Below are 14234 nucleotides of genomic sequence, written 5' to 3'. Positions count from 1 at the left end.
AGTGAGCTGCCCTATCCGGTCTTCTCGTCCAGCAGTCCCGACACGAAATCGAACAGTCCCGGCCGGCGGTCGCGCCTCAGCCTTTCGGCGGTGACGATCGCCTTCACCTCGGCATAGGCGCGGTCGAGATCGTTGTTGATGACGATGAAGTCGTATTCCTTCCAGTGCTCGATCTCGGTGCGGGCATTGGTCAGCCGCGTCTCGATCACCGCCTCCTGGTCTTCTGCGCGACGCTTCAGCCGCGCCTTCAGTTCGCGCATCGAAGGCGGCAGGATGAAGATCGAGACGATGTCGGCGCGCATCTTTTCCTTGAGCTGCTGCGCACCCTGCCAGTCGATGTCGAACAGCATGTCGCGACCCTCGGCCATCGCCTTTTCCACCGGCTCGCGCGGCGTCGCATAGCAATTGCCGTGAACCTCCGCCCATTCCAGCAGGGCGTCCGAATCGCGCAGTCGGTCAAACTCGCGCTGCGAAACGAAATGATAATGCACGCCCTCGATCTCGCTGGCGCGGCGCGGCCGCGTGGTGACGCTGACCGACAGGCTGAGATCGTGGTCGTTTTCCAGCAGGTTGCGCGCGATCGTCGATTTGCCGGCGCCCGAGGGCGACGACAGAACCAGCATCAGACCGCGACGGCGAATGGCGGCCGAGGGGTTTTCCGCGCTCATGCGCTACTACTCCAGATTCTGAACCTGTTCCCGGAACTGGTCGACCACCGCTTTCAGCTCCAGCCCGATAGCGGTCACTGTTGCAGCATTGGACTTCGAGCACAGAGTATTCGATTCGCGGTTGAATTCCTGCGCAAGAAAATCGAGCTTGCGGCCTACCGCGCCGCCGCCGTCGAGGAGCGCGCGCGCCGAAGCGACATGCGTCTTCAGCCGATCGATCTCCTCGCGTATGTCGGCCTTGGTGGCGAGGAACGCCGCTTCCTGGTGCAGCCGGCTCTCGTCGAGATTGGCCGACGCGTCCATCAGCAGCGCCACCTGCTCAGCGATGCGGGCGCGTATCGCAGCCGGCTCACGCGACGGGTCGGCTTCGGCCCTCAGCACCAGCACTTCAATCGTGCCGATATGGACGCCGAGTACGGCCTTCAGCGCAGCACCCTCGGCTTGTCGCGCCTGCTCGAGCCCGTCCAGAGCCCTCTCCAGCACGGAAAGAACGGCGGCGTCGATTGCGGCGCGCGCCTCCTCCGTTTCGGTCGCTTCGGGAATTTCGAGCACGCCGCGCAGCGCCAAAAGCCCGTCGGCGCTCGCGGGCGCCAAGCCGAACTGCTCTTCCAGACGTTTTGCCAGCCCTGCCAAATCCTTCAGGAACGCTTCGTTGATGACCGGCTGCACCAAAGTTCCCGCAGCCCGACCGACGGTCAGCGACGCCTGGATGTTGCCGCGCGAAAAGCGTTTCTGCACCAATTGCCTGACGATCGGCTCCAGCCTTTCGAAGCCTTGCTGCAGACGCAGCCTGGCTTCGATGGTCTTGCCGTTCACAGATTTCAGCTCCCAGGCGATCGACGCGCCGTCATGTTCGGCGGCGGCACGCGAAAAGCCGGTCATGCTCTGCAGATTCATAGCGCGCCCCGCGTCCCCCCAACGGCATGGCCCGGAATGGGCAATGCCTCAAACAGCCCGGTTCGACCCCGACGAACCAGGCTCATGCCACGCTACTGCGCGGCGGCCGGCTCCACCGCTGCGCCGGAAGCCGCCTTGGCAGCTTCCTCCGCCTGCTGCTTCCGTATCTTGCGCCAGCGAGCAACGTTCTCGTTGTGCTCTTCCAGGGTCTTGGCGAAGACATGCCCACCGGTGCCATCAGCAACGAAATAGAGGTCGTCGGTCTTCGACGGATTGGCCACGGCTTCAAGCGCGGCCTTGCCCGGATTGGCGATCGGCGTCGGCGGCAGGCCGTCTATCGTATAGGTGTTGTACGGCGTCGGCTTCTCGATGTCCGACTGATAGATCGGCCGGTCGGCTGGTTTTCCGGAACCGCCGAACAGACCATAGAGGATCGTCGGGTCCGATTGCAGCCGCATCTTGTTCTTCAGGCGGTTGAGGAACACCGCGGCGACGCGTGAACGCTCATCGCCTTTGCCGGTTTCTTTTTCCACGATCGAGGCCAGCGTGACGAATTCGTTTATATCGGCCAGCGGCAGGTCGGGCACGCGGCGCGCCCAGATTTCCTCCACCAGCTTCTTCTGGTCGGCCAGCATCTTGTCAATGATCTGCTTGCGGTCGGCGCCGCGTGTGAAGCGCTGCGTATCGGCGGCCAGGCTGCCCTCCGGCGGGATATCGGAAGGCATGTCGCCGGTCAGCGCCTCATGCTCGGCGATCCTGCGGAAAGCCTGCACGACCGTCAGCCCTTCGGGAATGGTCAGCGACTGCATCACCGACTTGCCGCTCTTCAGGATCTCCATGATATCGCGCATCGAGGCGCCGGCTGCAATTTCGTACTCGCCGGCTTTCAGCGATCCTTCATTGCCATAGGCGCGAACCCCGAGGTGGAAGACGCGCGCATCACTGATCAGGCCGCGCCGTTCGAGCTGGTCGGCAATGTCGATCAGGCCGCTATTGGGCTTGACCAGGAAGGTCTGCGTAGTCTCCGTGGGGCCGGGACCGTCGAATTCGCGCTTGCCGAGATAGACGGCGAGACCCGCCGCCAGCACCAGGAGCATCGCCGACGAGACTATGAAGTTCATGAACACCACGATCTGGTTGCGCGAGGCGCGCGACCGCTTCGGCGGCGGCGTCCCGATTTCCGGCCTCAGGGCCTCGCTCGCGGTCTTGGGCACAATCGGCTTTGGCGCTTCGGTACGCTGGCCGAACTCCCCCGGGTTCGCTGGACTGGTGTTCATATTGCCTCGACAAATCCACATGCGCCGGCCCCGCCGCGCATCATTCCTCAACCACCAGAGTATGGCAAAATTCGCGGCGAAGCAGCGCTGTTCCGGCGCTCAGCCATTGTAGCGCTGGAAAACCAGCGATGCGTTGGTGCCGCCGAAGCCGAAGGAATTCGACAGCGCGACATCTATCTGGCGCGAACGCGGCTTGTGCGGCACGAGGTCGATCGCCGATTCGCGCTCGGGATTGTCGAGATTGATGGTCGGCGGCGCGACGTTGTCGCGAATGGCGAGAACCGAGAAGATCGCCTCGGCGGCGCCGGCCGCGCCGAGCAGATGGCCGATCGACGATTTGGTCGATGACATCGAGACTTTCGACGCCGCATTGCCGACCAGCCTCTCGACAGCGCCGAGCTCGATCGTGTCGGCCATGGTCGAGGTGCCATGGGCGTTGATGTAGTCGACATCGGCGGGCGCCAGTCCGGCCCGCTTGATCGCCGCGCTCATGCAGCGGAATGCGCCGTCGCCGTCGGCCGCCGGGGCCGTGATGTGGTAGGCGTCGCCGGTCAGGCCGTAGCCGGTCACCTCGGCATAGATTTTCGCGCCGCGCGCCTTGGCGTGCTCCAGCTCTTCCAGAACCACGACGCCAGCGCCCTCGCCCATGACGAAGCCGTCGCGGTCGCGGTCATAGGGGCGCGAGGCGGTACCAGGGGCGTCGTTGCGGTCGGTCGACAACGCTTTGCAAGCAGCGAAGCCCGCGAGCGACAGGCGCGTGACCGGCGATTCCGCGCCGCCGGCCAGCATCACGTCGGCGTCGCCGAACATGATAAGCCGAGCCGCGTCGCCGATCGCGTGCGCGCCGGTGGAACAGGCGGTCACCACGGCGTGGTTGGGACCCTTGAGCCCGTGCCGGATCGACACCTGGCCCGACACAAGGTTGATGATGTTGCCTGGAATGAAGAACGGGCTGATGCGGCGCGGACCGCGCTCCTTCAGCACCATGGCGTTGTCGGCGATGCCGTCGATGCCGCCGATGCCGGAGCCGATCATGACGCCCGTGGCGCAACGGTCTTCCTCGGCTTGCGGCTCCCAGCCGGCATCCTTCAGTGCCTCGTCGGCGGCCGCGATCCCGTAGAGGATGAAGTCGCCTATCTTCCTGAGTTCCTTCGGCTCGAGATACGCCTCAGGATTGAAGGTGCCGCCCGTGCCGTCGCCGCGAGGGATGACGTGCGCCACCTTGCAGGGCAGATCCTCGACCTCGAATTCGGTGATCCGCTTGGCGGCGCTGCGGCCGGAGAGCAATTCACGCCAGCCATGTTCGACGCCCACGCCGAACGGCGAGAGCAGACCCATGCCGGTGACGACTACACGTCTCATTGCGGAATTCCCGAACTGACCGCTGGCGAAAGCGTCAGGCCGATGCCTTATCGATGTACTTGACGGCGTCGCCGACGGTCAGGATCGTCTCGGCCGCATCGTCCGGGATCTCGACGCCGAATTCTTCCTCAAAGGCCATAACGAGTTCGACCGTATCAAGGCTGTCGGCGCCGAGATCGTCGATGAAGCTCGCCCCTTCCGTCACCTTTTCGGCTTCGACGCCGAGGTGTTCGACAACGATCTTTTTGACGCGCTCTGCGGTGTCACTCATTTGGGCATCCTCGTCTATGTGTTTGTCTGGTCCTCGTTAGCGGGCGGAATGCCGCTAATCAAGCTGAAAGATGTTCCCTGCAGGAACGCAATCGCCGCGGCGCGAACAGGTGCGAACCGCCGGGTTGAGCGCGGCATTACACGAAAAAACGCGCACGTCCAAGGCGAAAACAGCTTCTCCACCGACACCAGCGGTATGGCTGTTGGATAACTCGGTCCGTGCGATGATTGTTGAGAACGGGGCGCCGCAGCGCCAGGGGCAACATAGATGCCGAGCAGAGATCCGGAGCGGAGCGTGCGGCAGACGGTTAGGTGCGTTGAGATTCAGGTCAGGCCGAGCCGCGCAGGCCGGCCTCACCCGAATATCGATGCACCTAAATCATTGCCATGCCGCCATTCACATGAATCGTCTGCCCGGTGATGTAGGCGGCCTCGTTCGAGGCCAGGTAAACCACAGCGGAGGCGACCTCCGCGCCGGTGCCCATGCGCTTTGCCGGAATGGCGGCCATGATCGCCTCCTTCTGCTTGTCGTTGAGCTTGTCGGTCATGGCTGATTCGATGAAACCCGGCGCCACGCAGTTGACCGTCACGCCGCGTGTCGCGATCTCTTGCGCGAGCGATTTCGACATGCCGATCATGCCGGCCTTGGAGGCGCAATAGTTCGCCTGGCCAGGATTGCCGGTGACGCCCACGACCGAGGTGATGTTGACGATCCGGCCGCTGCGGCGGCGCATCATCGGATGGGTCAGTTCGCGGGTGAGCCGGAACACCGCGGTCAGGTTCACCTCCAGCACGGCGTCCCAATCCGCGTCCGACATGCGGACAAAGAGTCCGTCCTTGGTGATGCCGGCATTGTTGACCAATATGTCGACGCCCTCGAGATCGGCTTCAGCCTTTGCGCCCAATGCCTTGACCTCGTCGCGATTCGAAAGATTCGCCGGGAACAGCTTCACCCGCTCGCCAAGCTCCGCGGCCAGCGCCTCAAGCTTTTCGACACGCGTGCCGTGCAGGCCGACGGTCGCGCCCTGCGCGTGCAGCGCCCGCGCTACGGCCTCGCCGATACCACCGCTTGCCCCGGTGACGAGCGCCTTTTTTCCAGTCAAGTCGAACATCTATGAAACCTTTTCCCTTCAAATCGGCTATTTGTACACGTCCCGCCGATTTCCAATCGCGACAACAAGAATGACGAGCTTCTTATCCTGGATATCGCAGATGATGCGCATATCGCCCGACCGATAGCCCCAGAAACTGCCCAACTGGCCCTTCAACGCCTTTCCGAGGCTGCGGGGATCATCGAGTGTCGCCAAGCGCACCTCGCAAAAATCCCTGATCTGCCGGCGTGTCCGTGAGTCCGTTTTCTCGAAGAACTTGCGTGCGGTTCGCGAGTATTCAATCGTCCAGGCCACGCCAGGCTTCCTCGGAAGTTAGGATATCCTCCTCGCCACGGCGTATGCGCTCCATGACTTCCACGGCGAGATAATAATCCTCAAGGTCTTCCAGGCCGCGCTCGACCAGTTCGCGTAGATAATAGGCCTTGGTGCGACCCGTGCGTTGCGCGAGCACATTCAGGCGCGTCTCGGTTTCTTCCGACAGTCTGATGGATGTGGGCATATCGAATCCCGGTGAGATACATGTATTCAATGTATCTCACCGGGCCAGTTTACGCAACCCGGCGGATCAGAGCGCCGCGTCGACATCCGCTGCGCTGCCGACCGCCCTGGTCGCGACTTCCTTGTTGATACGCCGCGCCAGCCCCGACAGCACTTTTCCTGCTCCGACTTCGTAGAGCACGGTCACGCCGTTTGCCGCGAACCATTCCACCGTCTCGCGCCAGCGCACGCGTCCGGTCACCTGTTCGACCAGGCGCGCAACGATCTCGTCCGGGTTGCTCAGCGGCGTCGCGGTAACGTTCGCCACAACGGGCACCATCGGTGCGTGCTTTGTCACGCTCGCCAGCGCCTCGCGCATTATCTCTGCGGCCGGCGCCATCAGCGCCGAATGGAACGGCGCGGAGACCTGGAGCATCAGCGCCCGCTTGGCGCCCTTTTCCGTGCAGAGCCTCGCCGCCAGTTCCACCGCCGCCTTGGCGCCGGAGATCACCAGTTGGCCGCCGCCATTGTCGTTGGCGACCTGGCACACCGAGCCTTTCGCAGCCTCGGCGCAGGCCGCCTCGACATCGCCCTGCTCCAGCCCGATGATCGCGGCCATCGCGCCCTCGCCGACCGGAACCGCAGCCTGCATGGCATTGCCGCGGATGCGCAGGAGCCTGGCCGTATCGGCGATGGAGAACATGCCGGCGGCGGCGAGTGCGGAATACTCGCCGAGCGAATGACCGGCGACGTAGGAAACCCTGTCCTTCAGCGAGAAGCCGCGCGCCTCCAGCGCACGCACCGCTGCAAGCGAGACGGCCATCAACGCCGGCTGCGCATTGGCCGTCAGCGTCAGCGTCTCTTCAGGCCCTTCCCATATTATTTTCGAAAGCTTCTGGCCGAGCGCATCGTCGACCTCCTCGAAAACCCGTCTCGCTTCGGGAAAAGAGTCGGCCAGATCCTTGCCCATGCCGACAGCCTGGCTGCCCTGCCCCGGAAAGGTGAATGCGACGGCCATGATCTCTCGCTCCGCAGTGTCTCGTCCGCTGCCGTGTGACGCGAGGCGGGCCGGCGAGTCAAGCCCACGCCGGCTTCGTGCCGAAAATGCCGGCAGGTCCTGCTTTGAACGCGCGCGCAGGCCGCCCCCTTCTCAATTTTGCCACGGGCTCTAGCTTCTGTGACGGAACGATGACACTTGCATGACGTTTTTATTGCGGTTGAGGATATTGAGTTGGGAAAAATCGTTACAGGCCAAGGGTCGGTGGCGCAAAACGGATTTGAGGTAGGGCGGACGGTCAGAACGGATGGGCGTCGCAGATATCTACTGCGCCTTGCAGGATCGGTCGGGCTGACGCTACTGGTGTCGACCATCCTTGTGTTTTCGGTCGAACTGATCGTGCGCGGCTCACTCGCGGAGACGCTGCTTTTCTTTCAGCAGCCCTTCCGCCCCGGCTGGACCACGGTCCTCCTGTTCGCGCTGCTCATCCTCTTCTTCGACGCGCTTCTGGGCCGCGCCTATCTCGCGCTGCTGGTGGTTGCGCCCGCCGTTCTGCTTCTGGCCTTTGTCGGCCACCAGAAGTCGCATTATCTCGGCGATCCACTCTATCCGACCGATTTCCTCTACGCGCGCCAAATTATCGAGCTGGCGCCGCTCCTGGTGCGCGAGCGCCCGATTCTGGCCGTCGTGCTCGGCGTTTCCGTGGTGGCAGGCATCGCGCTTCTGGTGAGCCTGTGGCGTTTCTGGCGGCGGCGATTTCCGGCCCTGCCGCTGAAGGCCCGCGCCGCACGGCTCGCCGTCGCCCTCCCCGCGCTCCTGTTCTTCGGCTCGATCATGGACTACGCGACGTTCTCCTGGGCGCGCGACCGGCTGCAGATCATCCCGATGATGTGGGACCAGAAGGAAAATTACGCCTCGAACGGCTTTGCCATCGCCTTTGCGCTCAACGTGCCGATGGCCAAGGTGAATGCGCCCGACGGCTATTCGAAGGAAGCGATAGAGGCGATCCGCAAGCCTGGCGACGCCGCCCCGACGGTTCCGGCCGAGCGGCCCGACATCATCGTTGTGATGAGCGAATCCTTCTGGGATCCGACCCGGCTGCCGGGCGTCACGATCACGCCCGACCCGATCGCCAATGTCCGCGCGATCCAGTCCGGCCATGTATTTTCGCCGGAGTTCGGCGGCATGACCGCCAATGTCGAGTTCGAGGCGCTGACCGGCTTCTCGAACGCCTTCCTGCCCTATGGCAGCATCCCCTACCAGCAGTATGTCCGGGAGCCGATGCCCTCGCTCGCCACCTTCCTCAAGACCCAGGGCTATGCCACCCGCGCGATCCACCCGTTCGAAGGCTGGTTCTGGAATCGCGCTCCGGTCTATGATGCGTTCGGCTTCGACCGCTTCATGTCCGAAGAGAATTTGCCGCCGCTGGAAAAGCGCGGACCGCTCGCGTCGGATGCAGCGCTTACCGAGGAGATCATCCGGCAGGCCGAAGCGACCGCCGAGCCGTTCTTCTTCTTCGCAGTGACGCTGCAGAGCCACGGCCCCTACGAGCCGAACCGTTATACCGGGACCACGCACACGGTCGAGACTACCGCGAGCGCCTGGGCCAAGGGTTCGATCCTGACCTTCGCCGAGGGTGCCGCCGATGCCGACCACGGCCTGGCCCGGCTTATCGAGTGGGCTGAAAAGCGCGAACGCCCGACCGTCATCGCCTTCTTCGGCGACCACCTTCCACCGCTCGGTCCTGTCTTCGTCGAGACCGGTTTCATGAAAAAGCCGGTCGCCGACCGCAAGGCGCCGCTCGCCAATATGCAAGCGCAGCACGAGACGCCGCTGGTGATCTGGTCGAATCGCCAGGGCCCGGTCGGCAATCTCGGGTCGATCAGCCCGGCCTTCCTGCCGCTGCATGTGCTGGAGACGGCCGGTATCAGCCACCCCTATTACACTGGCTTCCTCGGCGATATGCGCCAGCGTTTCCGCGTTGTCGACCGCAACGTGCTCGTGACCCCGCGGGGGATGGCGACGCCGGACTGGGCGCGCGACAAGAAGATCGATCCGGCGATCCGCGATTTCCGCCTGCTGCAGTTCGACATCATGTTCGGCAAGCGCCACGGCGCGAAAACGTTCTTCCCGGAAACAACGAAGAAACAGCACCCCGGGACCAGCTGAACTCCCAGCCCGCCCCCGTCAGTTCGTAACCGAAAGCTGCGAGATGGAGTAGCTGATCTGCTGGAAGGCAGCTTTGAGTTCGGCGGGGTTCTTCGTCGGATAGTAGTCGGCCGGGCTGGTCGCGCAGGTGCTGTAGAGATCCCGGTTTTTCTTCGAATCGGCGCCCAGCACGACGGTGAATATCCGGACATCCTTGTCTTTCAAAAGATTGCACGCCCCCAGGGTCATCTTGTTGACGTTGTCCAGCGCCTTGCTCCGGTCGGTCGTTCCCATTCGGCCTGTGTCCAGAAAATTGTATGAGCCGTAGTCGGACTTGTTGATCGAGGCGTTGGCAGCGCCGAAGACGTTGTTCTCGCCATCGGTGAAGACCACGACCACCTTCGTCGTCTCCTTGGCGTCGAACGGGTTTCCTTGCGTATATGGCTTGCCTGGCGACAGCACCCGCAGACCCCAGGCCAGCCCCTCGGACACGTTCGTGCCGGAGCCATACCAGTAAACCATCTTTCCGATTTCGGTCTTGAGCGCCGTCAGATCCTTGGTGAGCGGGGCTATCGGTGTCGCGCAGGCATAGTTCGGGCCGCTTGTCGTCGGCGCCTTTTCGCTGATGACATTTGCGATGCCCTTGACGCTGTATTTGGCGAGCGACTTCTGAATCGTTCGCGCGTCCGCATTGTTGGGAACGTCTGTGTCGTCGAGATAGGTGTTGTTCAGTTCGTTTGAACTGTTGATCGCCGCGCGAGCTTTCCCGGGCTCGTCCGGAGCGAAATAGGGCACGAACAAGGTTTCAGGCTTCGACGGATCGGGCGGCGTGTCGTCGAGATTCGGCGAGTCCCCCAATTTGGGCGTGCCGTCCGCATTGAACCTGGCAAGCCGCGCCTCCACGCAGCCTTTCCACTCAACCTCAGGGATAATTGCGTGCAGTTTGTTGAACAATAACCAGTGACCGACACGCTTCCCTTGCTCGTTGGGCTCGAAATTCTTCCCGTTCAAGCCGGGGTCGTTCTCGGGCAGGTTCGTCCTGGTGTCGATCCATGACATGTAGTTTTCACCCGGGGTCTTGATGTTCACCGCGGTGACGAAAGGAACGAGAGCCGCGCGGATTTCGCGGTCGGGCTTTGCCTTTTGTTCGGCTTGCAGGGTTTCGATCAGGTCGGTCGCGGCTTCCCGCAACGCCTTCATGTTAGTGGCTCCCATCGAGCCGGTATTGTCGAGCACCAGGGCGACTTCGAGGTTTGCGGTCGATTCATAGGCGCTGGCTTCGGCGGTCACTCTGGCGCTCTTGCCGAAGAGGAAGGCGAAATGCAGGTTGACATCGGCGTGCGCGGTCGCGGACGTCTTGATGTAGTTGACCCCCTCCTCCACCGATAAATCGGCTTCGGCGTTCTCCAGACCGTTGCGGCCGTAGATATTGGCGGCGAAGAAGCCATCGAACGCCTCCTGGCGCGACTTCGATCCATCCATCAGGCGCGAGGCGGCAAGCACCGCCGAATCCAGCGCGTTCTGAAGATTGGTTCTGGCCGTCAGAAGATTGGTCACGTCGATTGCCAGGCCCGCGGCCCCGAGGGTAGCCGGCAGCGTGACCACCATCATCATGCTGAAATTTCCGGCCGTCGAGCGCCAGAACCGCTTGAGAAGCATTGTGAACCCCCAAAAAAACCTGCATGGCGATTTCTGCCTGCTCTTGGTGAAAATAGGCTTATGGTTTCCGATGCCTGCGGCTGCGATGGTGACTGTGGTTAACCAATATTTGCCACGCCCTTGACGTGCTTTGCCGCACGGTTTCCCGCAAGCCTTGCCTTCCGGCAGGAATGCTGTATAGACCCGCGCAATCTGCCGGTCCCAGCTGGGGGCTGAACGGAGGGCCGGAGGTTTTCTTCAGGAAAGCCGCCGTGTGAAGCAAAAGTGCTTCCGCCTCCCGTGTCTCCGCTCTCGACCGTCTCGTCATGCTCCTTTCTTCCCCTGAGGAGGCCGCAAGGCCTCGAAGGGTCCAAGAGAAGTTGCAGAGGCTTTAGCCGCCGGGAACCGGACAGGGAAACGAAGAAAGGCAAAGAACAATGGCTCTATACGAACATGTGTTTCTTGCCCGGCAGGACCTCTCGCAGCAGCAGGTCGACGCCCTTGTGGAGCATTACAGGGACGTCGTCTCCTCGCATGGCGGGTCGATCGGCAGGGTCGAGAACTGGGGACTGAAGTCCCTTACCTACCGGGTCAAGAAGAACCGGAAGGCTTACTACACGCTGATGGATCTCGATTGTCCTCCGGCCGCTCTTAGCGAGATGGAACGCCAGATGGGCCTCTCCGAGGATGTGCTGCGCTTCCTGACGATCAAGGTCGAGAAGCATGAAGAAGGCGCGTCCGCGATGATGCAGAAGCGCGAAGAGCGTTCCGACCGCGGCGACCGTGGCTTCGGCGACCGCGGCCCGCGCTCGTTCGGCGACCGTGATCGCGGCGACCGCGGTGATCGTGGGGATCGTGGCCCGCGCCGTCCGCGCGAAGGCGTTGAAGGAGGTGCAGAATAATGGTCGACATCAACCAGATCCCGACCCGGCGCCCGTTCCATCGCCGCCGCAAGACCTGCCCGTTCTCCGGCGCCAACGCTCCGAAGATCGACTACAAGGACGTGCGTCTCCTGCAGCGCTACATCTCCGAGCGCGGCAAGATCGTGCCGTCGCGCATCACGGCGGTCAGCCAGAAGAAGCAGCGCGAACTCGCCAAGGCGATCAAGCGCGCCCGTTTCCTCGGCCTCCTGCCTTACGTAGTCAGGTAAATCTCTTCGGCAGCGGGCGGTTTGCCGCCCGCTGCCATTCCCCTTCCGCGACGGGCGCGGTTCGGGCGACATCAAATCCCGGGTTGGGTTCTCTCGGTTCTGAACCCTAACTGCCGCGACAGGCAGGACAGCGACACAGGCGGCCGCGCCGCCATCTTGCTTCCTGACCTCGTCTTTTGAATCAGCCGCTTCAGGCTCTGAAAGGACAAGACAATGGAAGTCATTCTTCTAGAACGCATTTCCCGCCTCGGCCAGATGGGTGAAACCGTCAAGGTCAAGGACGGCTTCGCCCGCAATTTCCTCCTGCCGCAGGGCAAGGCGCTGCGCGCCAACGAGGCCAACAAGAAGAAGTTCGAAGGCCAGCGCGCCCAGCTTGAGGCGCGCAACCTCGAGCGCAAGTCGGAAGCCCAGAATATCGCCGACCAGCTCGACGGCAAGAGCTTCATCGTCGTGCGCTCGGCCGGCGAAACCGGCCAGCTCTACGGCTCGGTCTCGACCCGCGACATTTCCGAGATCGTCACCGCGGAAGGCTTTACGGTCAGCCGCAACCAGGTCGAGCTCAACCAGCCGATCAAGACGATCGGCCTCACCAATGTGGCGATCGCGCTGCATCCCGAGGTCGAGGTCACGATCACGCTCAACATCGCCCGCACGGCCGACGAAGCCGAGCGCCAGGCCAAGGGCGAAACCCTGACCACCGCCGAGGCGATCTACGGCGAGGACATCAACGACAATGCGCGCCCGGATAACTTCTTCGATCCGAATGCGGAGGAAGGCGAAGAAGCCTAATCCGGTTCGCATAATGCTGGACCAATGCCCGGGCCTTGTGCCCGGGCTTTTTTTTGCTATTTGGAATCTATTGGGACCGCACGAACTTGGGTGTCGCCTTGCGACGATCGAGGGCATTGCGATGAACAAACTGCTGCAGCATGTTGTCGAACGGCTGGTAAGGACGGGGAATCTCACCGTCACCGGTCCAGACGGAACCAACCATGTTTTCGGCGACGGCAGCGGCGATCCAGTCCACGTCGTCATCAAGACAAAGCACGCCGAACGCGCCATCACCTTCGATCCCATGCTGGCGCTGGGCGAAGCGTTCATGGAAGGCGAACTGGATGTCATCCAGGGCGATATGCTCGGCCTCCTGAAAATCGTCTACCAGAATATGGGACCGGGCGGCATCGAGGCGTCGTGGACCAAGGCCGTCGAAGGTTTCCGCCACGCCTTCCGCCGACTGCAGCAGGTCAACACCGCGGCGCGCGCCCGCCGCAACGTCCAGCGCCACTACGATCTCTCGGGCGAATTCTACAAGCTCTTCCTCGACGCGGACATGCAGTATTCCTGCGCCTATTTCGAGCGCCCCGGCATGACGCTGGAGGAGGCGCAGGCGGCCAAGAAGCGGCACATCGCCGCGAAACTGGCGATGAAGCCCGGCCAGACGGTGCTCGACATCGGTTCCGGCTGGGGCGGCCTCGGCATTTATCTGGCGCGAACCTTCGAGGCCGAGGTGCTCGGCGTCACGCTTTCGACCGAACAGCATGCCGTCGCCGCCGAGCGCACCCATGCCGAAGGCCTGGAAAATCACGTCCATTTCGAGCTCAGGGACTATCGCGACCTCACCGAGCGTTTCGACCGCATCGTCTCGGTCGGCATGTTCGAGCATGTCGGAGTCAACCACTACGCCACCTTCTTCGACAAATGCGCTTCGCTGCTGAAGCCAGACGGCGTCATGCTGCTGCATTCGATCGGCCGCAACGGCCCGCCCTGGGCGACCAACGCCTTCATCCGCAAACACATTTTCCCCGGCGGTTACATCCCGGCGCTTTCCGAGGTGCTGCCGGCGATAGAAAAGTCAGGGCTCATGCTCGCCGACGTGGAGATCCTGCGCCTGCACTACGCCGAAACCCTGAAGCATTGGCGCGAGCGCTTCCTCGCCAATCGCGATCGCGCCAAGGCGATCTACGACGAGCGCTTCTGCCGCATGTGGGAATTCTACCTCGCCGGCTCGGAAGCCTCGTTCCGCTGGCAGGACCTGATGGTTTTCCAGATCCAGCTTACGCGCCGCAACGACACGCTCCCGGTGACCCGCGACTATATCGGCAAATGCGAGAGGGCGTTGGCCATCCACGAGGAAGCGCACCGGAAGCCGGCAGCCGCCCGAAAATCGCGCGCGAAGCGGATTTCGGAGCCGGGCGAATAATTCTGCCGGCCTCTCCCGCGGAGCAGGAGCATCAGCCA

Annotated in this window: 16 protein-coding genes; 6 read left to right on the top strand and 10 right to left on the bottom strand. The window is 62.8% G+C overall.

The features are described 5' to 3' along the window. Positions 1-11: 11 nt before the first annotated feature. The 9 genes from gmk to fabD form a co-directional block, all read right to left on the bottom strand. Complete coding sequence (gene gmk, locus ABVK50_RS08285; protein WP_353642013.1) at positions 12-668, bottom strand: guanylate kinase; 657 nt, start codon at positions 666-668, stop codon at positions 12-14. Between the two features lie 6 nt (positions 669-674). After that, complete coding sequence (locus ABVK50_RS08280; protein WP_353642014.1) at positions 675-1565, bottom strand: YicC/YloC family endoribonuclease; 891 nt, start codon at positions 1563-1565, stop codon at positions 675-677. A gap of 92 nt (positions 1566-1657) precedes the next feature. Further along, on the bottom strand, positions 1658-2842 hold the full coding sequence (gene mltG / locus ABVK50_RS08275; RefSeq protein ID WP_353642015.1) for an endolytic transglycosylase MltG: 1185 nt from the start codon (positions 2840-2842) through the stop codon (positions 1658-1660). Between the two features lie 99 nt (positions 2843-2941). Continuing rightward, positions 2942-4204 carry a beta-ketoacyl-ACP synthase II gene (gene fabF / locus ABVK50_RS08270; protein ID WP_353642016.1) on the bottom strand — a complete coding sequence of 421 codons (1263 nt, stop codon included), beginning with the start codon at positions 4202-4204 and terminating at the stop codon, positions 2942-2944. 34 nt (positions 4205-4238) lie between these two features. Beyond that, entirely contained in the window at positions 4239-4475 is a 237-nt protein-coding gene (locus tag ABVK50_RS08265; RefSeq protein ID WP_353642017.1) for an acyl carrier protein, read from the bottom strand. Between the two features lie 373 nt (positions 4476-4848). Next, positions 4849-5586, bottom strand: a complete 738-nt coding sequence (fabG, locus tag ABVK50_RS08260; protein WP_353642018.1) for a 3-oxoacyl-[acyl-carrier-protein] reductase — start codon at positions 5584-5586, stop codon at positions 4849-4851. 27 nt (positions 5587-5613) lie between these two features. Continuing rightward, positions 5614-5880, bottom strand: coding sequence for a type II toxin-antitoxin system RelE/ParE family toxin (locus ABVK50_RS08255; protein WP_353642019.1), 267 nt, complete (start codon positions 5878-5880; stop codon positions 5614-5616). After that, complete coding sequence (locus ABVK50_RS08250) at positions 5864-6085, bottom strand: DUF6290 family protein (protein WP_353642020.1); 222 nt, start codon at positions 6083-6085, stop codon at positions 5864-5866. The genes ABVK50_RS08255 and ABVK50_RS08250 overlap by 17 nt, the downstream gene beginning before the upstream one ends. Positions 6086-6151: 66 nt before the next feature. Next, positions 6152-7081 carry an ACP S-malonyltransferase gene (gene fabD / locus ABVK50_RS08245; protein WP_353642021.1) on the bottom strand — a complete coding sequence of 310 codons (930 nt, stop codon included), beginning with the start codon at positions 7079-7081 and terminating at the stop codon, positions 6152-6154. 342 nt (positions 7082-7423) lie between these two features. Here fabD and ABVK50_RS08240 point away from each other — a divergent pair, with 342 nt between their 5' ends. Continuing rightward, positions 7424-9229, top strand: coding sequence for an LTA synthase family protein (locus ABVK50_RS08240; protein WP_353642022.1), 1806 nt, complete (start codon positions 7424-7426; stop codon positions 9227-9229). An 18-nt stretch (positions 9230-9247) separates the two neighbouring features. Here ABVK50_RS08240 and ABVK50_RS08235 read toward each other — a convergent pair whose 3' ends face one another. Next, positions 9248-10822: a pilus assembly protein TadG-related protein gene (locus ABVK50_RS08235; protein ID WP_353642023.1), complete on the bottom strand. Its 1575-nt coding sequence runs from the start codon at positions 10820-10822 to the stop codon at positions 9248-9250. Between ABVK50_RS08235 and ABVK50_RS08230 the strand changes: the two genes are divergently transcribed. From ABVK50_RS08230 to ABVK50_RS08210, 5 genes are all read left to right on the top strand, one after another. Next, on the top strand, positions 10806-10991 hold the full coding sequence (locus tag ABVK50_RS08230; protein WP_353642024.1) for a hypothetical protein: 186 nt from the start codon (positions 10806-10808) through the stop codon (positions 10989-10991). The genes ABVK50_RS08235 and ABVK50_RS08230 overlap by 17 nt on opposite strands. A 292-nt stretch (positions 10992-11283) precedes the next feature. Beyond that, positions 11284-11748 (top strand): 30S ribosomal protein S6, encoded by a 465-nt coding sequence (rpsF, locus tag ABVK50_RS08225; RefSeq protein ID WP_353642025.1) that lies wholly within the window; start codon positions 11284-11286, stop codon positions 11746-11748. After that, complete coding sequence (rpsR, locus tag ABVK50_RS08220; protein ID WP_006203718.1) at positions 11748-11996, top strand: 30S ribosomal protein S18; 249 nt, start codon at positions 11748-11750, stop codon at positions 11994-11996. The genes rpsF and rpsR overlap by 1 nt, the downstream gene beginning before the upstream one ends. A 213-nt stretch (positions 11997-12209) precedes the next feature. After that, on the top strand, positions 12210-12785 hold the full coding sequence (gene rplI / locus ABVK50_RS08215; RefSeq protein ID WP_353642026.1) for a 50S ribosomal protein L9: 576 nt from the start codon (positions 12210-12212) through the stop codon (positions 12783-12785). A gap of 121 nt (positions 12786-12906) precedes the next feature. Next, positions 12907-14196 carry a cyclopropane-fatty-acyl-phospholipid synthase family protein gene (locus ABVK50_RS08210; protein ID WP_353642027.1) on the top strand — a complete coding sequence of 430 codons (1290 nt, stop codon included), beginning with the start codon at positions 12907-12909 and terminating at the stop codon, positions 14194-14196. The last annotated feature ends 38 nt before the right edge of the window (positions 14197-14234 follow it).

This window comes from Mesorhizobium sp. WSM2240 (genome assembly GCF_040438645.1).
Classification (GTDB): domain Bacteria; phylum Pseudomonadota; class Alphaproteobacteria; order Rhizobiales; family Rhizobiaceae; genus Allomesorhizobium.
This window is presented reverse-complemented; position numbering and strand designations above follow the sequence as displayed.

Coding starts and splice junctions, on each gene's coding strand:
- ABVK50_RS08265 (WP_353642017.1), bottom strand. CDS start 4,475: ATGAGTGACACCGCAGAGCGCGTCAAAAAGATCGTTGTCGAACACCTC.
- rpsF (WP_353642025.1), top strand. CDS start 11,284: ATGGCTCTATACGAACATGTGTTTCTTGCCCGGCAGGACCTCTCGCAG.
- fabD (WP_353642021.1), bottom strand. CDS start 7,081: ATGGCCGTCGCATTCACCTTTCCGGGGCAGGGCAGCCAGGCTGTCGGC.
- rplI (WP_353642026.1), top strand. CDS start 12,210: ATGGAAGTCATTCTTCTAGAACGCATTTCCCGCCTCGGCCAGATGGGT.
- fabG (WP_353642018.1), bottom strand. CDS start 5,586: ATGTTCGACTTGACTGGAAAAAAGGCGCTCGTCACCGGGGCAAGCGGT.
- ABVK50_RS08235 (WP_353642023.1), bottom strand. CDS start 10,822: ATGATGATGGTGGTCACGCTGCCGGCTACCCTCGGGGCCGCGGGCCTG.
- fabF (WP_353642016.1), bottom strand. CDS start 4,204: ATGAGACGTGTAGTCGTCACCGGCATGGGTCTGCTCTCGCCGTTCGGC.
- ABVK50_RS08210 (WP_353642027.1), top strand. CDS start 12,907: ATGAACAAACTGCTGCAGCATGTTGTCGAACGGCTGGTAAGGACGGGG.
- ABVK50_RS08280 (WP_353642014.1), bottom strand. CDS start 1,565: ATGAATCTGCAGAGCATGACCGGCTTTTCGCGTGCCGCCGCCGAACAT.
- mltG (WP_353642015.1), bottom strand. CDS start 2,842: ATGAACACCAGTCCAGCGAACCCGGGGGAGTTCGGCCAGCGTACCGAA.
- ABVK50_RS08250 (WP_353642020.1), bottom strand. CDS start 6,085: ATGCCCACATCCATCAGACTGTCGGAAGAAACCGAGACGCGCCTGAAT.
- rpsR (WP_006203718.1), top strand. CDS start 11,748: ATGGTCGACATCAACCAGATCCCGACCCGGCGCCCGTTCCATCGCCGC.
- gmk (WP_353642013.1), bottom strand. CDS start 668: ATGAGCGCGGAAAACCCCTCGGCCGCCATTCGCCGTCGCGGTCTGATG.